Source organism: Polaribacter marinaquae (genome assembly GCF_038019025.1).
GTDB classification, from domain to species: domain Bacteria; phylum Bacteroidota; class Bacteroidia; order Flavobacteriales; family Flavobacteriaceae; genus Polaribacter; species Polaribacter marinaquae.
The window spans coordinates 1,638,145-1,660,454 of the sequence record NZ_CP150496.1; the positions used below are offsets into that span (position 1 = coordinate 1,638,145).

Annotated in this window: 19 protein-coding genes; 6 read left to right on the forward strand and 13 right to left on the reverse strand. The window is 30.3% G+C overall.

What is annotated here, in order from left to right; genetic code table 11:
• Positions 1 to 16: 16 nt before the first annotated feature.
• From WG950_RS07475 to WG950_RS07485, 3 genes are read right to left on the reverse strand one after another with little or no spacing between them, the layout of a single operon-like run.
• On the reverse strand, positions 17 to 868 hold the full coding sequence (locus WG950_RS07475) for a prephenate dehydrogenase (RefSeq protein WP_340931370.1): 852 nt from the start codon (positions 866 to 868) through the stop codon (positions 17 to 19).
• Positions 869 to 871: 3 nt separating this feature from the next.
• Positions 872 to 2,014, reverse strand: coding sequence for a pyridoxal phosphate-dependent aminotransferase (locus WG950_RS07480; protein WP_340931372.1), 1,143 nt, complete (start codon positions 2,012 to 2,014; stop codon positions 872 to 874).
• Positions 2,011 to 2,835 carry a prephenate dehydratase gene (locus tag WG950_RS07485; protein WP_340931373.1) on the reverse strand — a complete coding sequence of 275 codons (825 nt, stop codon included), beginning with the start codon at positions 2,833 to 2,835 and terminating at the stop codon, positions 2,011 to 2,013. Before WG950_RS07485 ends, WG950_RS07480 begins: the two co-directional genes overlap by 4 nt.
• A gap of 482 nt (positions 2,836 to 3,317) precedes the next feature.
• On the opposite strand from WG950_RS07485, the gene rpsO reads away from it, so the two are divergent.
• From rpsO to WG950_RS07505, 4 genes are all read left to right on the forward strand, one after another.
• A complete protein-coding gene (rpsO, locus tag WG950_RS07490) occupies positions 3,318 to 3,587 on the forward strand; it encodes a 30S ribosomal protein S15 (RefSeq protein WP_077811000.1) in 270 nt (89 codons plus the stop codon).
• Between the two features lie 187 nt (positions 3,588 to 3,774).
• The gene (locus WG950_RS07495; protein ID WP_079738051.1) at positions 3,775 to 6,003 is read left to right on the forward strand and encodes a polyribonucleotide nucleotidyltransferase; all 2,229 of its coding nucleotides are present in this window, start codon (positions 3,775 to 3,777) and stop codon (positions 6,001 to 6,003) included.
• 110 nt (positions 6,004 to 6,113) lie between these two features.
• Positions 6,114 to 7,238 carry a 2-amino-4-hydroxy-6-hydroxymethyldihydropteridine diphosphokinase gene (folK, locus tag WG950_RS07500; protein ID WP_340931376.1) on the forward strand — a complete coding sequence of 375 codons (1,125 nt, stop codon included), beginning with the start codon at positions 6,114 to 6,116 and terminating at the stop codon, positions 7,236 to 7,238.
• Between the two features lie 71 nt (positions 7,239 to 7,309).
• The gene (locus tag WG950_RS07505; RefSeq protein ID WP_079738049.1) at positions 7,310 to 8,794 is read left to right on the forward strand and encodes an OmpA family protein; all 1,485 of its coding nucleotides are present in this window, start codon (positions 7,310 to 7,312) and stop codon (positions 8,792 to 8,794) included.
• A 131-nt stretch (positions 8,795 to 8,925) separates the two neighbouring features.
• Here WG950_RS07505 and gldC read toward each other — a convergent pair whose 3' ends face one another.
• Positions 8,926 to 9,261, reverse strand: a complete 336-nt coding sequence (gene gldC / locus WG950_RS07510; protein ID WP_077810996.1) for a gliding motility protein GldC — start codon at positions 9,259 to 9,261, stop codon at positions 8,926 to 8,928.
• Complete coding sequence (gene gldB / locus WG950_RS07515; RefSeq protein ID WP_340931377.1) at positions 9,261 to 10,223, reverse strand: gliding motility lipoprotein GldB; 963 nt, start codon at positions 10,221 to 10,223, stop codon at positions 9,261 to 9,263. Before gldB ends, gldC begins: the two co-directional genes overlap by 1 nt.
• A 59-nt stretch (positions 10,224 to 10,282) precedes the next feature.
• Here gldB and nadE point away from each other — a divergent pair, with 59 nt between their 5' ends.
• Positions 10,283 to 11,071 (forward strand): NAD(+) synthase, encoded by a 789-nt coding sequence (gene nadE, locus WG950_RS07520; RefSeq protein WP_340931381.1) that lies wholly within the window; start codon positions 10,283 to 10,285, stop codon positions 11,069 to 11,071.
• 285 nt (positions 11,072 to 11,356) lie between these two features.
• Here the strand turns inward: nadE and dnaG are convergent, their stop codons facing one another.
• The 8 genes from dnaG to WG950_RS07560 form a co-directional block, all read right to left on the reverse strand.
• Positions 11,357 to 13,360 (reverse strand): DNA primase, encoded by a 2,004-nt coding sequence (gene dnaG, locus WG950_RS07525; protein WP_340931382.1) that lies wholly within the window; start codon positions 13,358 to 13,360, stop codon positions 11,357 to 11,359.
• A 110-nt stretch (positions 13,361 to 13,470) separates the two neighbouring features.
• Positions 13,471 to 14,709: an ATP-dependent Clp protease ATP-binding subunit ClpX gene (gene clpX, locus WG950_RS07530; RefSeq protein WP_079738045.1), complete on the reverse strand. Its 1,239-nt coding sequence runs from the start codon at positions 14,707 to 14,709 to the stop codon at positions 13,471 to 13,473.
• 42 nt (positions 14,710 to 14,751) lie between these two features.
• Positions 14,752 to 15,414, reverse strand: a complete 663-nt coding sequence (clpP, locus tag WG950_RS07535; RefSeq protein ID WP_077810991.1) for an ATP-dependent Clp endopeptidase proteolytic subunit ClpP — start codon at positions 15,412 to 15,414, stop codon at positions 14,752 to 14,754.
• Between the two features lie 167 nt (positions 15,415 to 15,581).
• Complete coding sequence (gene tig, locus WG950_RS07540; RefSeq protein ID WP_340931386.1) at positions 15,582 to 16,904, reverse strand: trigger factor; 1,323 nt, start codon at positions 16,902 to 16,904, stop codon at positions 15,582 to 15,584.
• A gap of 125 nt (positions 16,905 to 17,029) precedes the next feature.
• Positions 17,030 to 17,380, reverse strand: coding sequence for a phage holin family protein (locus tag WG950_RS07545; RefSeq protein ID WP_079738043.1), 351 nt, complete (start codon positions 17,378 to 17,380; stop codon positions 17,030 to 17,032).
• Between the two features lie 85 nt (positions 17,381 to 17,465).
• Entirely contained in the window at positions 17,466 to 19,274 is a 1,809-nt protein-coding gene (locus tag WG950_RS07550; protein WP_340931389.1) for a lysophospholipid acyltransferase family protein, read from the reverse strand.
• A 53-nt stretch (positions 19,275 to 19,327) separates the two neighbouring features.
• On the reverse strand, positions 19,328 to 20,581 hold the full coding sequence (locus WG950_RS07555) for an aspartate kinase (RefSeq protein WP_340931391.1): 1,254 nt from the start codon (positions 20,579 to 20,581) through the stop codon (positions 19,328 to 19,330).
• Positions 20,582 to 20,583: 2 nt separating this feature from the next.
• Positions 20,584 to 21,063, reverse strand: a complete 480-nt coding sequence (locus WG950_RS07560; protein WP_077810986.1) for a GNAT family N-acetyltransferase — start codon at positions 21,061 to 21,063, stop codon at positions 20,584 to 20,586.
• 211 nt (positions 21,064 to 21,274) lie between these two features.
• On the opposite strand from WG950_RS07560, the gene fbp reads away from it, so the two are divergent.
• A complete protein-coding gene (fbp, locus tag WG950_RS07565; RefSeq protein WP_340931395.1) occupies positions 21,275 to 22,285 on the forward strand; it encodes a class 1 fructose-bisphosphatase in 1,011 nt (336 codons plus the stop codon).
• Positions 22,286 to 22,310: the final 25 nt, after the last annotated feature.

Genomic DNA, 22,310 nt, shown 5'->3' on the forward strand with positions numbered 1-22,310 from the left:
CTACTTGTTTTGGCTCTTATTTTATGCCGTTTAAAATTTGTTTTATATAATTTGTATTCTCCATTTCGTTAAAAATTTCAGAGAAATTATCTTGTTGCATCAATTCTTTAAATTTTTGTAAATTATTGATGTATTCTTCTAACGTTTCTATTACGTTTTCTTTGTTTTGTTTAAAAATTGGTGTCCACATTGCTGGCGAACTTTTTGCCAAACGCACTGTTGATGCAAAACCAGAACCTGCCATATCAAAAATATCGCGCTCGTTTTTTTCTTTATTTATTACTGTTTTACCTAACATAAATGCGCTAATGTGAGATAAGTGCGAAACATACGCAATATGCTTGTCATGCGAAACAGGATCCATGTAACGAATACGCATTCCAATAGCTCTAAAAAGGTCTAATGCTTTTTCTTGCAATTTAAAAGTTGTTTTTTCTACCTCGCAAATAATGTTCGTTTTCCCTTTGTATAAGCCAGAAATTGCTGCTGATGGCCCTGAATTTTCTGTTCCTGCAATTGGGTGTGCTGCTAAAAAATTTCTTCTTTTTGGATGATGTTCAACCACTTTACAAATTGCTTCTTTTGTTGAGCCTGCATCTACAACCAACGTATTATCAGAAATTTTATCTAAAATTATTGGTAATAATTTTACAGTTGCATCTACCGGAATCGACACAATTACCAAATCGGCATTTTCTAAATTATCTAAAGTTGCTTTTTCTTCTATTACACCTAATTTTAGAGCTTCGTCTAAATGGTTTTCATTGGCATCAATTCCGTAAATTTTAACTTCTGGATTGTTATTTTTTATATCGACAGCAAAACTACCGCCAATTAAACCAATACCAATCATGTATATATTTTTCATAATCTATAATCTTGATATTGCTTCTTTAATTATATCTGTTGTTACACACAATGAAAAACGAATATATCCTTCTCCTTGCGAACCGAAAATGGTTCCTGGTGTTATAAAAATATCTTTATCGTATAAAACTGCATCTGTAACTTCTTCAGATTTTTTTCCTTCGGGTATTTTTGCCCAAACAAATAAGCCTGTTGCATTTTTATTATAAGTAGCATCTAATTTATCTGCTAATTGCCAAATTAGATTTCTGCGTTCTTCATAAATTTTATTTTGATCAGAAAACCAACTATCAGATAATTGTAAAGCTTCTATTGCTCCTTTTTGAATTCCGTAAAACATACCAGAATCCATGTTCGATTTTACTTTTAAAACTTCGTCGATATATGTTGCATTTCCTAACAACATTCCAACTCGCCAACCAGCCATATTAAAAGTTTTACTTAAAGAATTCAATTCTAAAGCAATTTCTTTTGCGCCATCAACTTGTAAAATACTAATAGGATTATCATTTAAAATAAAACTATACGGATTATCATTTACAATTAAAATATTATGCTTTTTACCAAATGCTACTAATTTTTGAAAAGTTATTAATGTTGCATCTGTACCTGTTGGCATATGCGGATAATTTACCCACATAATTTTTACATTAGATAAATCTAGATTTTCTAATGTTTCAAAATCTGGTTGCCAATTAGTTGCATCACTTAAATTGTAAAACAATGGTTCTGCACCCACCAATTTTGTTACAGATGTATACGTTGGATAACCAGGATTCGGAATTAAAACTTTATCGCCTTCGTTTAAAAAAGCCATAGAAATATGCATAATCCCTTCTTTACTTCCCATTAAAGGCAAAATTTCATTTTCTGGATTTGCATCTACAGAAAACTTGCTTTTATAAAAACTTGAAATTGCATTTCTTAATTCTGGTAAACCTTGGTAAGATTGATATTTATGTGCACTCGAATCACCCAAACTATTAGAAATTGCGTCTAATACTTTTGTTGGCGGTTGTAAATCCGGAGAACCAATTCCCATATTAATAATTGGTTTTCCTGCAGCAGCTAAACCTCTAACTTCTCTTAATTTTTTAGAGAAATAATATTCTTGTACTGTATCTAATCTTTTGGCAGCTTTAATCATTTTCTCCCATTTTTATACGTTCCTAATATCTTAAATTCTTCTGCCATTATTTCTATAATAGCTTTTGCTTTTTCGTAATCTTTGTAAGCATCAAAAGTAACATCAACAAAAAATGAATATTTCCAAGGAGATTCTATAACCGGTAAAGATTGAATTTTAGTTAAATTCATTTTACAATCGCTTAACACATTTAATATTGCCGCTAAACTTCCTCTTTTATGATCTAATTGAAATTTTAAAGATGCCTTATTAACTTTTTCGTTTATTTCTGGCGCTGTTGTTTGTACAATTACAAATCTTGTTGCATTATCTTTTATTGTTTGAATTTCATCTTCTATTACCTCTAAATTAAAAATTTCTGCAGCAATTTTTGGAGCAATAGCTGCAATACCCACTAAATTTTCTTTAGAAATTCTTTTTGCTACTTCTGCAGTATCTACATCTTCTACTAATTTTATCTGCGGATATTTTTTAAAGAACTCCTTACATTGTAATAACGCCATCGGATGCGACCAAACCTCTTTGATGTCTTCTATTTTCTGACCTTCTAAAGCCATTAAATGGTGGTGAATATTTAGATATTCTTCACCGGTAATATGTAAATTATTTTTATCAATTAATGCATAATTTGGTATAATAGAACCTGCAATTGTATTTTCGATAGCCATAACACCAAGGCTTGCTGTTGCATCTAATAAGTTATCTACCAAAGTATCAAAAGACATGCATTCTATTAAATCTATAGATGCACCATAAAAGTCTCTTGCAACTTTATGATGATTTGAACCTTCGGCTCCTTGTATGGCGATTACTTTTTTCATGAATTGATATCAAAAAAAAAGTCTCGAATTAAATTCGAGACTTTATATATTTTTTATTCTGTTTAATAACATGATACAAAGTCTCTCCTCTTACTAAAAAAGTAAAAGTAAAAATAGAAACGTGCCCAAGTGTTATTTAACATATTGATTCTCTTTATTAATGTGACAAATCTAAAGATTATATTGAGACAAACAAATTATATCGCATTTTTTATAAAAGAATTGACAATTTGGTAAAATATACTTAATAAAAAGTACTGGTTTTATGAATTTCTTTAATAATTAATCAATGTATCGTAAAGTTAATATCTTAATATATTATTATCCTATTAAGATATAGGATATCAAGCCATTAAAATGAGATTACTGTATTGCAATTTCTTTATACAAGATTTATTTTTATCAGAAAAATAATAGTATATTTGCACCTTCAATGAAAAAATTTCGTTGATATACATAATAATCATTTAAATAATATTGGCATGTACTTAACTAAAGAAGTTAAAGAAAGCATTTTCGAAAAACACGGTAAAGGAAAAAACGATACTGGTTCTTCAGAAGGGCAAATCGCGTTATTTACGCACAGAATTAACCATTTAACAGAGCATTTAAAAAGAAATCGTAAAGATTTTAATACAGAGCGTTCATTAGTAATGATGGTAGGTAAACGTAGAAGTTTATTAGATTATCTAAAGAAAACTGAAATCAACAGATATCGTGCGATTATCAAAGAATTAGGAATTAGAAAATAATTCTTACAAAAAAGAGGCTCTATAAACGTGCCTCTTTTTTATTACAATAAATTTAAAAAGTCTGATGCTAACTACATCAGCAACAATATAAAAAATCAAAAATAGTAACAGCATTTTTGAATTTCCATTGCAACAACAAACAACAACACAACAACACAAAGTATTAAAAAATTAGAATTAAAATTTTATGATTCCAAAAGTATTTAAAGAGGTTATAGACCTTGGTGATGGAAGAACCATCTCATTAGAAACCGGTAAATTAGCAAAACAAGCACACGGTTCTGTTGTTGTTCAAATGGGAAAAGCAATGTTATTATGTACAGTAGTATCTAATTACAAACAAGCAGATGTAGACTTTTTACCTCTTACGGTAGATTATAGAGAAAAATTTGCAGCTGCAGGTCGTTATCCTGGTGGTTTCTTTAAAAGAGAAGCAAGACCAAGTGATGGTGAAGTATTAACAATGCGTTTAGTAGACAGAGTTTTACGTCCGTTGTTTCCAAAAGATTACCACGCAGAAACTCAAGTTATGATACAGTTAATGTCTCATGATGAAGATGTTATGCCAGATGCATTAGCAGGTTTAGCTGCTTCTGCCGCTATACAATTAAGTGACTTTCCTTTCGAATGCCCAATTTCTGAAGCACGTGTTGCAAGAGTAAACGGAGAATTCGTTATCAACCCAAGTAGAGCACAATTAGCAGAATCTGATATCGATATGATGATTGGTGCCTCTGCAGATTCTGTTATGATGGTAGAAGGTGAAATGGATGAAATTTCTGAAGAAGAAATGGCAGATGCAATTAAATTTGCACACGAATCTATTAAAGTTCAAATTAAAGCACAAGTTGCTTTAGCAGAAGCTTTTGGTAAAAAAGAAGTACGTGAGTACGCTACTGCAGAACAAAATGAAGAATTAGCAAAAAAAATACACGATTTAGCTTACGATAAATGTTATGCTATTGCAAAACAAGGAACTTCTAAAGCAGAACGTGGTGCTGCATTTGCAGAAGTAAAAGAAGAAGTAATTGCTACTTTTACAGAAGAAGAATTAGAAGAGTTTGGTGGTTTAGTATCTAAATACTACAGCAAAGCAGAAAAAGAAGCAGTAAGAGAGTTAACTTTAAGTGAAGGAATTCGTTTAGACGGAAGAAAAACTGATGAAATTAGACCAATTTGGTGTGAAGTAGATTACTTACCATCTACTCACGGTTCTTCTATTTTTACTCGTGGTGAAACCCAAGCATTAGCAACAGTAACTTTAGGAACTTCTAGAGAAGCTAACAAAATAGACATGCCATCTTATGAAGGTGAAGAATCTTTCTATTTACACTATAACTTCCCTCCTTTTTGTACAGGTGAAGCTAGACCATTAAGAGGAACATCTCGAAGAGAAGTTGGTCATGGTAATTTAGCACAACGTGGTTTAAAAGGAATGATTCCTGATGATTGCCCATATACAGTAAGAGTTGTATCAGAAGTATTAGAATCTAACGGTTCTTCTTCTATGGCAACAGTTTGTGCAGGTACAATGGCTTTAATGGATGCTGGTGTAAAATTAACGAGACCAGTTTCTGGTATTGCTATGGGATTAATTTCTGATGGTGATCGTTATGCAGTTTTATCTGATATTTTAGGTGATGAAGATCATTTAGGTGATATGGATTTTAAAGTAACTGGTACTGCAGAAGGTATTACTGCTTGTCAAATGGATATTAAAATTAAAGGATTAAGTTACGAGATTTTAGTAAATGCTTTAAAACAAGCTCGTGATGGTCGTTTACATATTTTAGGTAAATTAACTGACACTATTGAGGCGCCAAGTGCAGAAGTAAAAGCTCATGCACCGAAAATGGTTAACAGAAGAATTCCTAACGAATTAATTGGTGCATTTATTGGACCAGGTGGTAAACACATTCAAGAATTACAGAAAGAAACTGAAACTACAATTGTAATTACAGAAGACGCTGTAACAGAAGAAGGAATTATAGAGATTTTAGGAACAAAACCAGAAGGTATAGAGGCTGTTATTTCTAAAATAGAATCTATGATGTTTAAACCAGAAAAGGGTTCTGTTTACGAAGTAAAAGTAATTAAAATGTTAGATTTTGGTGCTGTTGTAGAATATACAGAAGCTCCAGGAAACGAAGTTTTATTACACGTAAGTGAACTTGCTTGGGAACGCACAGACAATGTTTCTGATGTTGTAAAATTAGGAGACATTTTAGATGTTAAATATTTCGGAATCGACCCAAGAACTAGAAAAGAAAAAGTTTCTAGAAAAGCTTTATTAGAAAAGCCCGAAGGTTATGTTGCTAGACCACCAAGAGACGATAAGCGTTCTGGAGGTAGAGACAACCGCGGAAGAGATAACAGACGTGATGACAGAAAACCTAGAGAAAATAAAAAAGATTAATTTTTAAACTTTTTTATCTAAATACTAAAAATCGCCAAAATTATTTTGGCGATTTTTTTTTGTTTAAAACGTAATAATCTAAATGCTTTTATTTTCTTTGTACTCTCTATATGAAAATTCAACGTATTACATATTTATCTTTAGGCACAAACCAAGGAAATAAGCTAGAAAACCTCCAAAAAGCGATCAACTTAATTGGAGACAAAATTGGCGCAATTCAAAAAATATCATCAATTTATAAAACTGCTTCTTGGGGTTTTGAAGGTAACGACTTTTACAATGTATGTATTAAAGTCTCAACATATTTACCACCAGACACTTTACTTAAAGATGTTTTATCTATTGAACAAGAGCTAGGTAGAGAGAGAAAATCAACAGAAAATTACGAAAATCGAAATATCGATATTGATGTTTTATTATTTGAAGATGAAATTATATTTTCTAAAAATCTAATTGTACCACACTATAAAATGTTACAAAGAAAATTTGTAATGGTTCCTTTGGAAGAAATAGCATCTAATGTAATTCATCCAATAGAAAAAAAACAAATCAATGTATGCTTACAAGGTTGCACCGATCAATCTGAAATAGAAAAAATAAGCGAACAATTGGTAAGACCAATACCAATTACAGAGAAATACAATTACATTGCAATAGAAGGTAATATTGGTGCTGGTAAAACTTCATTAGCTAAAATGATGTCTGATGAATTTAATGCAAAATTAGTATTAGAGAGATTTGCAGACAACCCGTTTTTACCTAAATTTTATGAAGATAAAGATAGATACGCTTTCCCTTTAGAAATGAGTTTTTTGGCCGACCGATATCAACAACTTAGCGATGATTTAGCACAATTCGACTTATTTAAGAACTTCATTGTTTCAGATTATTATATTTTTAAATCTTTAATATTCGCGCAAGTTACTTTATCTAATGATGAGTACTTATTGTATCGAAAAATGTTTAATCTAATATATAAAGAAATTACTAAACCAGATCTTTATGTGTACTTATATCAAAACACAGAGCGACTTTTAGAGAATATTAAAAAAAGGGGAAGAACATACGAGCAAAATATTGAATCTGAATATCTAAAAAAAATACACGACGGTTATAAAAGCTTTATATCAACGCAAGAAAACCTGAACTTATTAATTATAGATGTGTCTGAAATAGACTTTGTTAACAACAAAAAAGATTACAATTTTATCATAAATAAAATAAAGTATAATTAAAAAAAATATTATACTTTTGCACCGATATTAATTCCCCCCAAATTTGTTAAATATTATATACTATACCCACAATGAGGAGAATTTTTTTAATTGCAATTTTAACTTGTTTATCGAGCACTGCAATATTTAGTCAATTTACTACAGACGAAATTACTTACGGAAATAGAATAGATTTAGAAAACTCTAACAGTTGGGCTGTTGGTGGTGGTTTCAGTAACTTTATTATGCACGGAGATTTGCGTTCTATTGGTACAGGAGATGATACCAACTACTTTAACTTTGGTGGTTATGCTTATGTAAATAAAATGTTTAACCCACTTTTAGGTTTAGAATTTAAAGTTTCTTACAATAAAATTTCTGGTGGAGCTCAATATTTTTCTAATGAATCTAACTACTTTGTACTTTATTCAGAAAACAAAGTAGTAAATCAAGATAACTTAAACTTTGAAGGTGCAGCTTATGGTGCAGAACTAAATTTAATTTTTAGTTTTACAAACTTATATCAAACAGCAGCTTCAAAATGGCACGCAGCAGGATACTTTGGTGTTGGTTATCATCAATACAACTCTACATTATATGAAAGATTTTCTGATGGTAGAAATGTAGAAATTGTAGATTTCGGATTTAATCCATCAAGAAATAGCCAAAATGCAGCTAGTTCTATTTATTTATCTGCACAATTTGGTCTTAAAAGAAGATTAAATAAAAAACTAGATTTAGAATTTAGAACAGGTATGTACTTTAACTACGAAGATCATTTAGATGCTGCAATATCTAATAAACAAGATTGGGAAACATTTTTTGTTTCTAGTATAGGTGTATCTTTTAAATTAGGAAAAAAGAAAGTATTTACCATTTGGGGTGACGAAAACGGAGACAATAGAGGTAAATTTCAAATTGTTGATACCGACAAAGATGGTGTAATGGATGAATTAGACATAGAACCAAATACGCCTGCAGGTGTAATGGTTTATGGTAATGGTAAAGCTGTAGATTCTGATAAAGATGGTTTACCAGACCACAAAGACAAATGTCCTTTAGAATATGGTCCTGAATCTAACGAAGGTTGCCCATTAAATGTAGATTCTGATGGCGACGGTATTATGGATGGTAAAGATCTTTGTCCTGCAACTCCAGGAACTGTAGAGAACAGAGGTTGTCCTAAACCAGAACCAAATACTAACAATGCGTCTAACATTAACAATCAAATTGCATTATTAGCAACTAGTATATACTTTGATACTAACAGTGATAGAATTAAAACTATATCTTTTAGTACTATTGATAAGATTGTTAAATTAATGAAACAAGTGCCAAATGTTAAGTTCCTTATTGAAGGACATACAGATGACAGAAACAGTGATAGATATAACTTGTACTTATCTCAAAGAAGAGCAAATGCAGTTAGAAAATACATGATTAAAGAAGGTATTAGTAGTGATAACCTTAGCGCAAAAGGATTTGGAGAATCTAGACCTAAATTCTCTAACGAAAACGCTGGTGGTAGACAACTAAACAGAAGAGTAGAGATTAAACCTTCTGGTTCTTTAGAGTAATCTAAAACCATAAAAATTATAAAGAGAGCATATATTTTAATATATGCTCTCTTTTTTTTTTGAAGAAACTCCAAAAAAAAAGGATGTAAATAAATACATCCTTTTTAAATTAAAATACTTTTATAAAGTTACTACTTTTTAAGCTCTAATTTTTCTGCAAAATATTCACAAAAATCTCTCATTGTAGCACTCATTTTTTGATCATCTGTGGCACGTTCAAAAGTATCTGCCATTGATACCAAAGTTTGATGATAAAACTGTTTCATTTCATCTACAGGCATATCTTTTGTCCATAAATCCATACGTAATGTATCTTTCTTTTTATGATCCCAAACAGATATCATAATAGATTTAGAAGTTTCATTTTCTATGCCACCATCTTTGGCTGTCCAAGAAATTTCTTCTGGCACTTTATTTTCGTCTAAACCAACGTTAAATTTAATTTCTGAGTTATGTTTTACTGACATTATTTTCTAGGCTTATATTTAGATTTTTTATATAAATCTAATTCGTTAATTTCTAAAAGTTCTTGCAAAGATACATCATTCTGTTGCATATAAGAACGAACAATTTGCCAACCTAACCAAACACCAGCTCTACCAGGAGATAAATTATCTTGCCCCATATAAAACTTAGAAAAAGGTGCTACCTCTATAAAACGCTTATTCAATTTTGTATCGGTACTAAAAAGTAGTTTCTTTTCAATAAAATACGCCCAAATTTGCTCTTCATTTTCTTTAATCCACATAAATTTATCTTCTTGATATCCTATTTTTTCGATATCAGAAATATTTGGTAAATAAAAATCTAACAAGTACATTTTTTTTCCTTCATTAATCATTTTAGCAATAAAACTTCTTTCTCTAGAAGGTAGAACTTGCCTTTTGATTATCTCGTTAGCAACATCTACAATAATATGATTTTTAGTATTATTCGCTTTAATATAAGTTGGATAATCATTATAGAACCTGTGATTTTTGCCTAGATAAACATCTAAAGAAATAATAAGTAAACTATCTGCATAAATTACTCGACTATCATAATCTATGTTGGTTAACATCGTAACTACATTTGGCGCTTCAAATTTTGGATTGTAGTATTTTACATGCTTAAACAAAGAGGTTAGTTGCCTTTTAAGTGGATTAATATCTTTATAAAAAAGTTGAGTTTCATTAAAAAGTTCTAACTCTTCTTTATTTTTCATTTTTGAAATTGAAAGACTATCTGAAATTTCTTCTGGAAAAAAATAAGGATATGTTTCTTTTAATTCTTTTAGGTTTTCCTTTTTTGATGTGTAAAAATCTACATCAAAACGCTTCACATCAAAATTAACAGTAGTGTTAGAAACATCTATTTTATTTATACTATTACTAGTGTTACATGAATAAAAACTAAATAAAACCGCTAAAATCACTAGAAAAAATCTCATAAACTTTGTATATTGCTAATAGAATTATAAACGTTAAAAATACTAAAATAGTTTATCTAATGAATACAGAAAAAGTAGCAATTCATATTATTTCTTGGTTAAAAAGTTATGCTGAAAAAGCTGGTGTAAAAGGTTTTGTTGTTGGTGTTTCTGGCGGAATTGATTCTGCTTTAACATCTACACTTTGTGCCAAAACCGGCTTACCTACTTTATGCGTCGAAATGCCAATACACCAAGCAGAAAGTCAGGTTTCTAGAGCCGAAGAACATATTAAACAATTAAAAGAAAAATTTTCTAATGTTTCTGAAGTTAGAGTGAATTTAACATCAACTTTTGAAGATTTTAAAAAAGTTGTACCAAACACAGAGAGTTCAGCTAAACTAGATTTAACTTTAGCAAATACCAGAGCAAGGTTGCGAATGACTACTTTATATTATTTTGCAGGTTTACACAGTTATTTAGTTGCCGGAACAGGAAATAAAGTTGAAGATTTTGGTGTTGGTTTCTACACTAAATATGGTGATGGAGGCGTAGATTTAAGTCCTATTGCAGATTTAATGAAATCTGAAGTCTATGATTTAGCAGCTTATCTAAATGTACCAGAATCGATTCAAAAAGCGCAACCTACAGATGGCTTGTTTGGAGATAGCAGAACCGATGAAGATCAAATTGGGGCTTCTTATGATGAATTAGAATGGGCCATGAAAATGCAAGATCTACAAAAAAATGAAGATGATTTTACAGGAAGACAAAAAGAGGTTTTTAAAATATATGAAAGGTTAAACAGAATTAATCAGCACAAAATGGTACCGATACCAGTATGTGAAATTCCAGAAAATTTAAAATAAAAAAAATCCCGTAATTAAATTGCGGGATTTTTTTTTGCATTTTAGGGTAAAAATTACAGCAGATTTGCCGCAATCATCATTTTTTTAATTCTCATATACGCTCGTCTTTTAGAACCTTTAGAGATTTCGAATGGAAGAAGAATAAAAAGTTGAACAATTTTTAATAGTTGTAATACTCTTTTCATAATAAATTATTTTTCTTTAGCACGTGCAATATACAAAAATTCTATTCTGAAAAATGATACCTTAGTAGGGGAAAACACCCAATTTTACAATTTAATAACTTTAAACAACTCTATTTAACTTTTCGAACAACCTTATTTTTAGACCCGTATAGCTTTTTATTGTCTCTAAATCTATAGCGGCATCTTGACTTCCTTCTTTTATTAAGTCTTCTATTTTCTTCCCAATTAAAACGCGTCTTAAATTAAAAACAGCATCACTTACTAATTTCGGTAAAATATCTAAAGCACCTTTAACCTCTATATTTTGACCTTCCCAATCACTTAATTGGTGCTTTTCCTCATCCATAATAATAGAGGTAACAGTAGAAGAAATGTCTGAGTTTTTATGGTTCACCAAAGCATCTATTTCTAGTTTTTCATACTGATTTAATTGATAAATAACTTCTGTATAAATTTCTTGAAAAATAACATTTGTAAACTCTGTTTCGTCTTCTTGTAGATGCAAATATATTTCTGCAGAAACATTATTATTATATTTTCTTTGTGTTACAGTTATTCTACCCTCTTCATCCTCATTCTCAATTTCTTCTAAGAATTCAGCTTCTTCATTTCCAAATAAAAGTAAGATTCTAATAATTTCTTTTTCTAAAATAGAAAGTTGATCTATCTTTTCTGCAGCAGTTTTACCTTTAACCAAGCCCATAGGAGCCTTTTCTTTATTTGCAAAATATTCTGCTGGTGGTTCGTTGGGATCTTGCTGAGAATTGTTTTGTTTTCTATTTATCTTATTTCTGTCTTGAATTCCTTTTTTTAATAATTGCGCTAATTCACTAAAAAGCACTCGTTCAGAAATATCCATAATTCGAGCACATTCCTGCACGTAAACTTCGCGTTGAATACCATCTGGAATTTTAGAAATACTTGTTACAATATCTCTAATTACACCCGCCTTTTTTACAGGATCGTTATTAGATTCTTTTAACAGCAAAGAAACTTTAAACTCTATAAAATCTTTAGACGATTCTTCTAAATAGGTTTTTAACTCTGTTGTTGAATGCGATTTTGCAAAACTATCTGGATCTTCTCCATCTGGAAACTGTACAACTTTTACATTCATACCTTGTTCTAGAATTAAATCTATACCTCTTATAGAAGCTCTAATTCCTGCCGCATCACCATCAAAAAGAACGGTAATATTTTTTGTAAGTCTATTTACAAGTCTTATTTGATCTGGTGTTAACGCTGTACCAGAAGACGCAACTACATTTTCGACACCAGATTGATGAAATGATATTACATCTGTATAACCTTCTACCAAGTAACAATTATCTTGCTTTGCAATTTCTTTTTTTGCTTGATAAAGGCCATATAAAATTTTACTCTTGTGATAAATATCGCTTTCTGGTGAATTTAAATATTTAGCCGCTTTTTTATCCGCAGTTAAAATTCTACCACCAAAACCTAAAATTCTACCAGACATAGAGTGTATAGGAAACATAACACGACCTTTAAATCTATCGAATTGTTTTGTTTCTTTAACAATAGTTAAACCTGTAGAAGCTAAATATTTAAGATCATATCCTTTTTTTAAAGCTGCTTTTGTAAAACCATCCCACTCGTCTAAACAGTAACCAAGTTCAAAAGTTTTTATAGTATCATCTCTAAAACCTCTTTCTTTAAAATAAGAAAGCCCAATAGCTTTCCCTTTATTAGTGTTTAACATGATGTCATGAAAGTAATCTTTGGCATAATTAGATACCATAAACATACTTTCTCTTTCGTTCATCTGAGCTTTTTCTTCTGATGTTTGCTCAGTTTCTTCAATTTCTATATTGTATTTTTTTGCGAGCCATTTAATAGCTTCTGGATACGAGTAATGCTCATGTTCCATTAAAAATGATATAGCATTTCCTCCTTTTCCGGTAGAAAAATCTTTCCAGATTTGCTTTACAGGAGAAACCATAAAAGATGGTGATTTTTCATCTACAAACGGACTTAATCCTTTAAAATTACTTCCTGATTTTTTTAGCTGAACAAACTCACCAATAACCTCTTCTACTCTTGCAGATTCAAAAACGCGGTCTATGGTACTTCTAGAAATCATTTCTTTTAATTAATTAGTGTAACAAATATAATAAGAAGTTATTCTTATAAAAAAAGAGATCTCACAAGTTTAAAATAACTTGTGAGATCTTAAGTATAAAACAATATTTTTTAAGAAGCTGCTCTTAACTTTTTTAATGTTGTATTTGTCAATTTTGCTTCTGCGTACTCTTTTGTAACATTAAATTCTTTATCGTCGGAACTTGGTAACTCAAACATTGCATCTGTAAAGATAGCTTCACATAAAGAACGTAATCCTCTAGCTCCTAATTTATACTCTACAGCCTTTTCTACAATGTAATTTAAAGCATCTTCTTCTATTGTAAAAGATACATCATCCATCGTAAAAAGCTTAGAATATTGCTTAATGATAGAGTTTTTTGGCTCAGTTAAAATTGCTCTTAACGTTTTTGCATCTAAAGGATTCATATAACTTAATACCGGTAAACGACCAATAATTTCTGGTATTAAACCAAAAGATTTTAAATCTGAAGGAATAATGTATTGTAATAAGTTTTCTTCATCTACCTTGTCTTCATCTAAAGAAGCTCCAAAACCAACAGCTTGCATATTTAAACGCTTGCTAATTATTCTTTCTATTCCAGAAAAAGCTCCACCAGCAATAAATAAAATTTCTTTAGTATTTACTTCTATAAATTTTTGTTCTGGATGTTTTCTACCTCCTTTTGGCGCTACATTTACAACTGTACCTTCTAATAATTTAAGTAATGCTTGTTGTACTCCTTCCCCAGAAACATCTCTTGTAATTGATGGATTATCACCTTTTCTGGCAATTTTATCTATTTCATCAATAAAAACGATACCTCTTTGGGCTTTATCTACATCGTAATCTGCTGCTTGCAATAGTCTACTTAAAATACTTTCTACATCTTCACCAACATAACCCGCTTGCGTTAAAACTGTTGCATCTACTATAGAAAACGGAACATTTAACATTTTGGCAATTGTTTTTGCAACCAATGTTTTACCTGTACCGGTTTCTCCTACTAAAACAATATTAGATTTTTCTATTTCTACCTCATCTTCATCATCTTTGGTTTGTAATAATCTTTTGTAGTGATTATAAACCGCAACAGACATAGAACGTTTAGTTTCATCTTGACCAATTATATATTGATCTAAAAACTGTTTAATTTCTAAAGGTTTTTTTAATGTTAAATCTTTAGAAAGTCCGCTAGATTTTGCTTCAGTAATTTCTTCTTCTACAATACCATGAGCTTGTTCTATACATTTATCACAAATGTGCGCATCCATACCTGCAATTAACAAGTCTGTTTCTGCTTTTTTTCGTCCGCAAAACGAACACTCTAAGTTTTCTTCTTTCGACATTATATCAGCTTTTGATTCAGCTTAAAAATAAGCTGAAATTCTTTATACTTTTCTTGCTAAAACTTCATCAATCATTCCGTAAGCTTTCGCTTCATCCGCTTTCATCCAATAATCTCTATCAGAATCGTTGTGAACTTTTTCTATTGTTTGTCCAGAATGGTTTGCAATAATTGCATACAATTCGTCTTTTAATTTTAAGATTTCTCTTGCAGTAATCTCAATATCAGATGCTTGCCCTTGAGCACCACCTAAAGGTTGGTGAATCATAATTCTAGAATGAGGTAACGCAGAACGTTTACCTTCTTGACCTGCACACATTAAAACGGCTCCCATAGAAGCTGCCATACCTGTACAAATTGTAGCAACATCTGGTTTTATAAACTGCATTGTATCATAAATACCTAAACCTGCATAAACACCTCCACCTGGTGAGTTTATATAAATTGAAATATCTTTATTAGCGTCTACGCTTTCTAAAAATAATAATTGTGCTTGTATAATATTTGCAACTTGATCATTAATACCAGTTCCTAAAAAGATAATTCTATCCATCATTAAACGAGAAAAAACATCCATTTGAGTAATATTCATTTGGCGTTCTTCCATGATATATGGAGTTAAACTACTTGTAATTTTTGTATAATTTGTACTGCTTATTCCGTGGTGTTTTGTTGCGTATTTTTCGAACTCTTTTCCGTAATCCATTTTCGTGATTTTGTTTTAAGTTTAATACTGTAAATATAAGAACTATTTCTTACTCTTTTGCTTTGCGTTAGTTGCTAAAAAAACCTGAATAAAATAATTCAGGTTTTTTGTATATAATTATGCTATAATTTAAATCTTATAGTAAGATTCAAATGCGTTATAAACTATTATTTGTATGCTTCTTTTACAAACTCTTCGTAAGAAAGTTCTTTTGTCTTAAAAGTCATGTTTTCTTTATAAAAAGCTAACAATTTCTGACTAATTAATTGTGTTTGTAATTTTTGTGCTTCTTCTTGGTTTTGTAAAATTCTACCAGCAATTTCATCCAATTCTTTTTCTTCTGGATTCATGTTACCAAATTGAGCCATTTGCGTACGGATAAATCCTTTTGCATAGTCTACCAATTCTGCATAGTCTAATTTTATATCGTTATCTTTCATAATCTTACCTTCGATTAATTGATAACGTAAACCTTTTTCTGATTTTTCGTATTCTGCTGCAGCTTCTTCTTCTGTTAAAGGTTTTTCACCTGCAGTTGCTAACCATTTCTTTAAGAAATCTGCTGGTAAATCGAATTTAGTATTTTCGATTAAGTGCTCTATTACAGAATTTAATAAATGTTGATCTGATTGTTGTAAGAATTGCTTTTCTGCGTCTTCTTTAATTTTTTCTCTTAATTCTGTTACAGAAGAAACACTACCGTCTGCAAACAATTTATCAAACAATTCTTTGTCTAAATCTGCTGGTTCTGTTTTAGTAATTTCTTCTACAGTTAAAGTTACTTTAATATCTAAATCTTTAATTTCATCTGCAGAAACACCTAAAATATGTTGCAACTTGTTATTGTCTTCGAATAATTTTTTAGTTTCTAATTCGATTACATCACCAACTTTAGCACCTATAATTTTCTTTTCGTTTTTCTTTCCTTTAAGATCGTTTACTAAGAAAGTACTCTTTTTTTCGATTCCTTTTTCTTCGTTTACAAAAGTACCAGTTACATTAGAGTGCTCTGTTGCTTCTTCTAACGTAGACATTTTACCGTATCTAGTCTGAATGTTTTTTACCTCTTCATCTAACAAATCTTCTGTTGCAACAATGTTGTATTGATTAATCTTTTTCTTAGATTTTAAATCAACATCAAATTCTGGTGCTAAACCTAATTCGAATTCAAAAGAAAAAGTTTCTGCATCCCAGTTGAAATCGTCTTGTACTCTTGGTAAAGGATTACCTAAAATATCTAACTTTTCTTCTGTTAAGAATTTATTTAAAGATTCTTGTAAAAGCTTGTTAACCTCATCTACCATAATAGATTGACCATATTGCTTTTTTATCATACCCATTGGCACGTGTCCTTTTCTAAAACCAGGAACATCTGCTTTTTTACGGTAATCTGATAAGATATTATCTACTTTTGCTTGATAATCTTCTGCAACAATATCAACTTTTACAACTGCGTTTAACGCATCTATGTTTTCTTTTGTAATATTCATTTATTTGTTCTTTTATCTTGAAAAAATCGAGTGCAAAATTAATTATTTTTTTTTACTTAACAAGTATTTAAGTACTTCTATTTCAGTAGAAAAAAATTAAAATTACCTCTATAACTTATTATGTATTAATTTTTATTGTTGTCTTTTAATAAAGAAAATAATGCCGATCTAAAAATGGATAGTAAAATACTGAATAACAAGGCCGAAAAGAACCCAGAAACAGCAAAACCAGACACTAACTTATCTGCAAGTAAAATTATTATGGCGTTAATTACAAAAATAAACAAGCCAAAAGTTACAAGTGTGGCCGGTAAAGTAAAGAAAATTAACAATGGTCTAACCACCATATTTAACAACGCAATAACTGCGGCTACTATTATTGCAGACACGTAACCAGAAACCTCTACTCCTGGTAAAATATTTGCTAGCACTATTACAGCTAAAGCGGTTAGTAAAATTTTTAAAAATGTTTTCATCTAATGATTTTATATTATCAAAATAGCGAAAACTATACCAAATGTAAAAGACTGCTTTTTTGTCAGTAAAAAGTAAAATTTATACTTATTTACTTTTTTGCAACTCTGTAGCTTTTCTTTCTAATTCTGCCTGAAACTCTTCCATTACAGGCTTTACAGTACTTTCTGGAATATCAGAAACCTTAATATACATTAAACCATCTACAGCATTATTAAACTTAGGATCTACATTAAAAGCAACCAAACGTGCATTTTGCTTAACATACTTTTTAATTAAAACAGGTATTCTTAAAGCACCTGGCTCTATCTCGTCTATAATTTTATCAAATTTTTGCATATCAGATTTTGTTGCATCAAAAACAAAATCTTTATCACCATCTTTTAATTTAACCTTGTATTCTTTCTTCGGATAAATGTATTGTGCAATGTAAGGATCGTAATAATGAGATTTCATAAACTCTATCATTAACGATTTTGAAAAATCTGAAAACTGATTGCTAATAGAAACTCCGCCCATTAAATATTTATACTCTGGATGACGCAAGGTAACATGTACAATTCCTTTCCATAATAAAAATAACGGCATTGGTTTTTGCTGATATTCGCCAATAATAAAAGCTCTACCCATTTCGATGGTATTTTCCATCATTTGATGCAGTTCTGGCTCTACTCTAAATAAGGTCTGAACGTAAAAACCGTTAATTCCGTACTTTTTATAAATTTCTTTACCAAGACCCATTCTATATGCTCCAACCAAAACATTCGCTTCTCTGTCCCATAAAATTAAGTGATGATAATACCTGTCATATTTATCTAAGTCGATAGATTTATTTGTTCCTTCACCAACAGCTCTAAAAGTTATTTCGCGTAATCTACCAATTTCATGTAATAAATTAGGTACTTCTTTTGCACTTGCAAAAAACACTTCGTAGTTTTTACTTTCTAATAATCTACCGCCATTATCTCTAATAGCATTTACTTCTTTTACAAAAAGATCTGTGCTTCTTTGTGCTGTTATTTTTTTTGCTGGCTTTTTAATTTTGATATTCTGTGCAGAAATTAACTTGTGCGCTTTTTCAAAAGGATTCGCCAACATGTAGGTTTTCTTCCTTATAAATTCATAAAACGCAGGTATTTCTTTAAACTCGTTTTGATCTTTTACAGAAATTGGTTTTCCTATTCTAACTTTTACAACTCTACCACCTTGATTCATTACTTCCGAAGGTAATTTTGCTGTTCTTAGCGTATCAGATATTTTAGAAAGAAAGTAAAATAATCTACTATTTTTTGCATGAAAATAAATCGGAATAACTGGTACGTTTGCTTTTTTAATCAATCTAACAGCACCTTCTTCCCATGGTTTATCTACATTTAACTTACCGTCTTTGTATGTAGAAACTTCTCCTGCAGGAAAAATCCCCAATGGCTTTCCTTCTTTTAAATGTAATAAAGCACTTTTAATTCCGGCAACGCTAGATTTTGCATCCTTTCTAGTTTCAAAAGGATTAACAGGCATTACGTAAGGCTTTAATGGCTCTACTCGGTGCAATAAAAAATTAGCGATAATTTTGTAATCTGCTCTTTTTTCGATTAATAGTTTTAATAGTAAAACACCATCAATACCACCTAAAGGATGATTTGAAACAGTTATAAACGGCCCATCTTTAGGTATACGTTTTAAATCCTCTTCCGGAATTTCGAATTTTATATTACAATCATCTAAAATTCCGTTTAAAAAATCTAAATCAGATTTATTTTTGTTGTTATCGTAGATTTTATTGATAGCAGAAATGCGAAGAATTCTTAACAGAATCCAACCAATAAAAGTCCCTAAAAATCCAAACTTTTGTAAACCAATTACTTGCGCAATTTCTTTAGATGTTACTAATGCCATAAATTATAATTAAAGCGAACTGCAAACATACTAAAAAAACAGATATTGTCTTATTAATTTGTTGCCAAAACAATCTGTATAGTCTCTTTGTTTACCTGTGTTAATAAAGACGATCCTTTTTCTTCTATACTTGCAACGGCTTTATCATCAAAATGACGCACAGTAAATAAATCTACGCCTTTTTGAACATCAATTTTAAACTCGTTTTTAAGTTCATTGTAAAACGCCTCGAAGCCATTAAATTTATTATCAATACAAACAGAAAAACTAATTGCAGAGTTTTGTATTAAATTAACTTTTAATTGATAATCGTGTAATTTCTTAAATATATAACTAATGTTATTTTCTACCATAAAAGAAAAATCTAATGCTGAAATAGAAACTAAAATCTGATCTTTCTTAACAATAAAACATGGTATTAATGGTTCTAAATTAGATCCTTTAGAAATTCTGGTTCCAGCTTCTTTAGGGTTCACAAAAGAACGTACCAATAACGGAATTTCTTTTCTTTCTAATGGCTGTAATGTTTTTGGATGAATTACAGATGCACCATAAAATGCCATTTCTATAGCTTCTTCATAAGAAATTTGTTTTAACAAAGTTGTTTCTTCAAAAACTCTTGGGTCTGCATTTAAAACTCCTGGTACATCTTTCCAGATAGTTACATTTTCTGCATTTAAACAATAAGCAAAAATTCCTGCAGTATAATCAGAACCTTCTCTACCTAAAGTTGTAGTATTTTCTGTATCGTTTGCCGCTATAAAACCTTGTGTTATATTTAATTTGGTAGCATCAACTTTTTCTGTAATAATTTGTTGCGTTAAAGTCCAATCTACTTTAGCATCTCTATAATTACTGTCCGTTTTAATATAATTTCTAACGTCAAACCAATTATTTTGAATACCCACTTTTGTTAGATAAGCACTTACAATTTTTGTTGATAAAAGCTCTCCGAAACAAATAATTTGATCGTACACATAATTATACCTTTGTGATGTATTTCTGGCTAAAAACCAACTTAACTCACCTAATAAAATATCTATTTCTTTAAAAATAGCATCATCTTTATCAAACAAATCAGACATTAGATTTTTATGAAAATCTTCTATAACCCCTAAGTTTTCAGATAATTTATCTGTTTTATTATAGTAAGCTTCTATAACCTCTTCAAAAGCATTTGTAATCTTACCCATTGCAGAAATTACCACTAATGTATTTTCTGTTCCTTCGTTTTGTAAAATACTTGTTATATTTTTTACACTTGCGGCATCTTTTACAGAAGCTCCTCCAAATTTAAAAATCTTCATTTCTAATTATTTTGAATAAATTTTGCTAAATTTTCTTTGTTCATTTGTACTACAGACCAATCATTTAAATAAGTAGCACCTGTGCTTTTGTAGAAATCGATGGCATTTTTGTTCCAATCAATTACTTCCCAAGCAACTCTATTAAAATTATTATCAAACGCATATTTTAAAACTGCTTTATAAAGTGCTTTACCTGCGCCTATTTTTTGCTTGCTTTTAGTTACAATCAAATCTTCTAAATGTATTGTTCTTCCTTTCCAAGTAGAATATCGTTCGTAAAACAACGCAATACCGATAATAGTATTTTCTTGTTCTGCCACATAAATCTTAAATTTAGGATCTTTAGAAAAACCATCATTTATTAAATCTTCTACAGTTATCTCTACAGCATCTGGTTCTTTTTCAAAAACAGCCAATTCTGTAATTAAATCTAATACAGCTTGCATGTCTTCTTCTTGCCCTAATCTTATTTTAAAGTCCATGTTTCTAATTTTTTGTCAAAGATAGTCCTTTCGTTTTCGCTTAAAAATAATTAAATATTTTGCACAGTTATTTTTGATTTGTTTAAATTTTAAAATAATAAATAGTTAATATGCAAAAAACAAGTAAGATTTTTACCAAAAAAAAGCTGTACGAAAACGGTGTAGTTGTCTAAATTTTAGCATCTTTGTAACATTAACTATACACAACAACATGTTACCAAAAAAACAGACTTTAGGAGAATTTATTATTGAAAATCAGCACGCTTTTAAATACAGTTCTGGCGAACTATCTAGTTTATTAAACTCAATTAGATTAGCTGCAAAAGTTGTAAATCACGAAGTAAATAAAGCTGGTTTGGTAGATATTATTGGTGCTCATGGAGACACAAACATTCAAGGTGAAGACCAACAAAAATTAGATGTTTATGCAAATGATAAATTTATACAAACACTAACTAGAAGAAATATTGTTTGTGGTATTGCCAGTGAAGAAGAAGACAGTTTTATCTCTATAAATAGTATCGACGAGAACAATCAAAATAAATATGTTGTATTAATAGACCCTTTAGATGGCTCTTCTAATATTGATGTAAACGTTTCTGTAGGAACAATTTTTTCTATTTACAGAAGAGTTACACCAACAGGAAGCCCAGTACAACTAGAAGATTTTTTACAAAAAGGTATTGAGCAAGTTGCAGCTGGTTACGTGGTTTATGGTACATCTACAATGCTAGTTTATACTACCGGAGATGGTGTAAATGGTTTTACCTTGAACCCAGCAATTGGTACATTTTATTTATCGCACCCAAATATGACGTTTCCAGAAGATGGAAATATCTATTCTGTTAACGAAGGAAATTATTTCGATTTTCCAGAAGGTGTAAAAAAATATATAAAATACTGTCAAGAAGAAGAAGGAGAAAGACCTTACACAAGTAGATATATCGGTTCTTTGGTTTCAGATTTTCATAGAAATATGATAAAAGGAGGTATTTACATGTACCCAAAAGGTTCTAGAAATCCGAACGGAAAACTACGCTTACTTTACGAATGTAATCCTATGGCTTTTTTAGCGGAACAAGCAAATGGCTATGCTTCTGACGGTTACACTAGAACCATGGAAGTAGAACCAACAGAATTACACCAAAGAGTACCTTTTGTTTGCGGAAGTAAAAATATGGTAAACAAATTAGAGGAATTTATGCAGAAATACGGCGAATAAATCTTATTTATACTATTATAAGTTA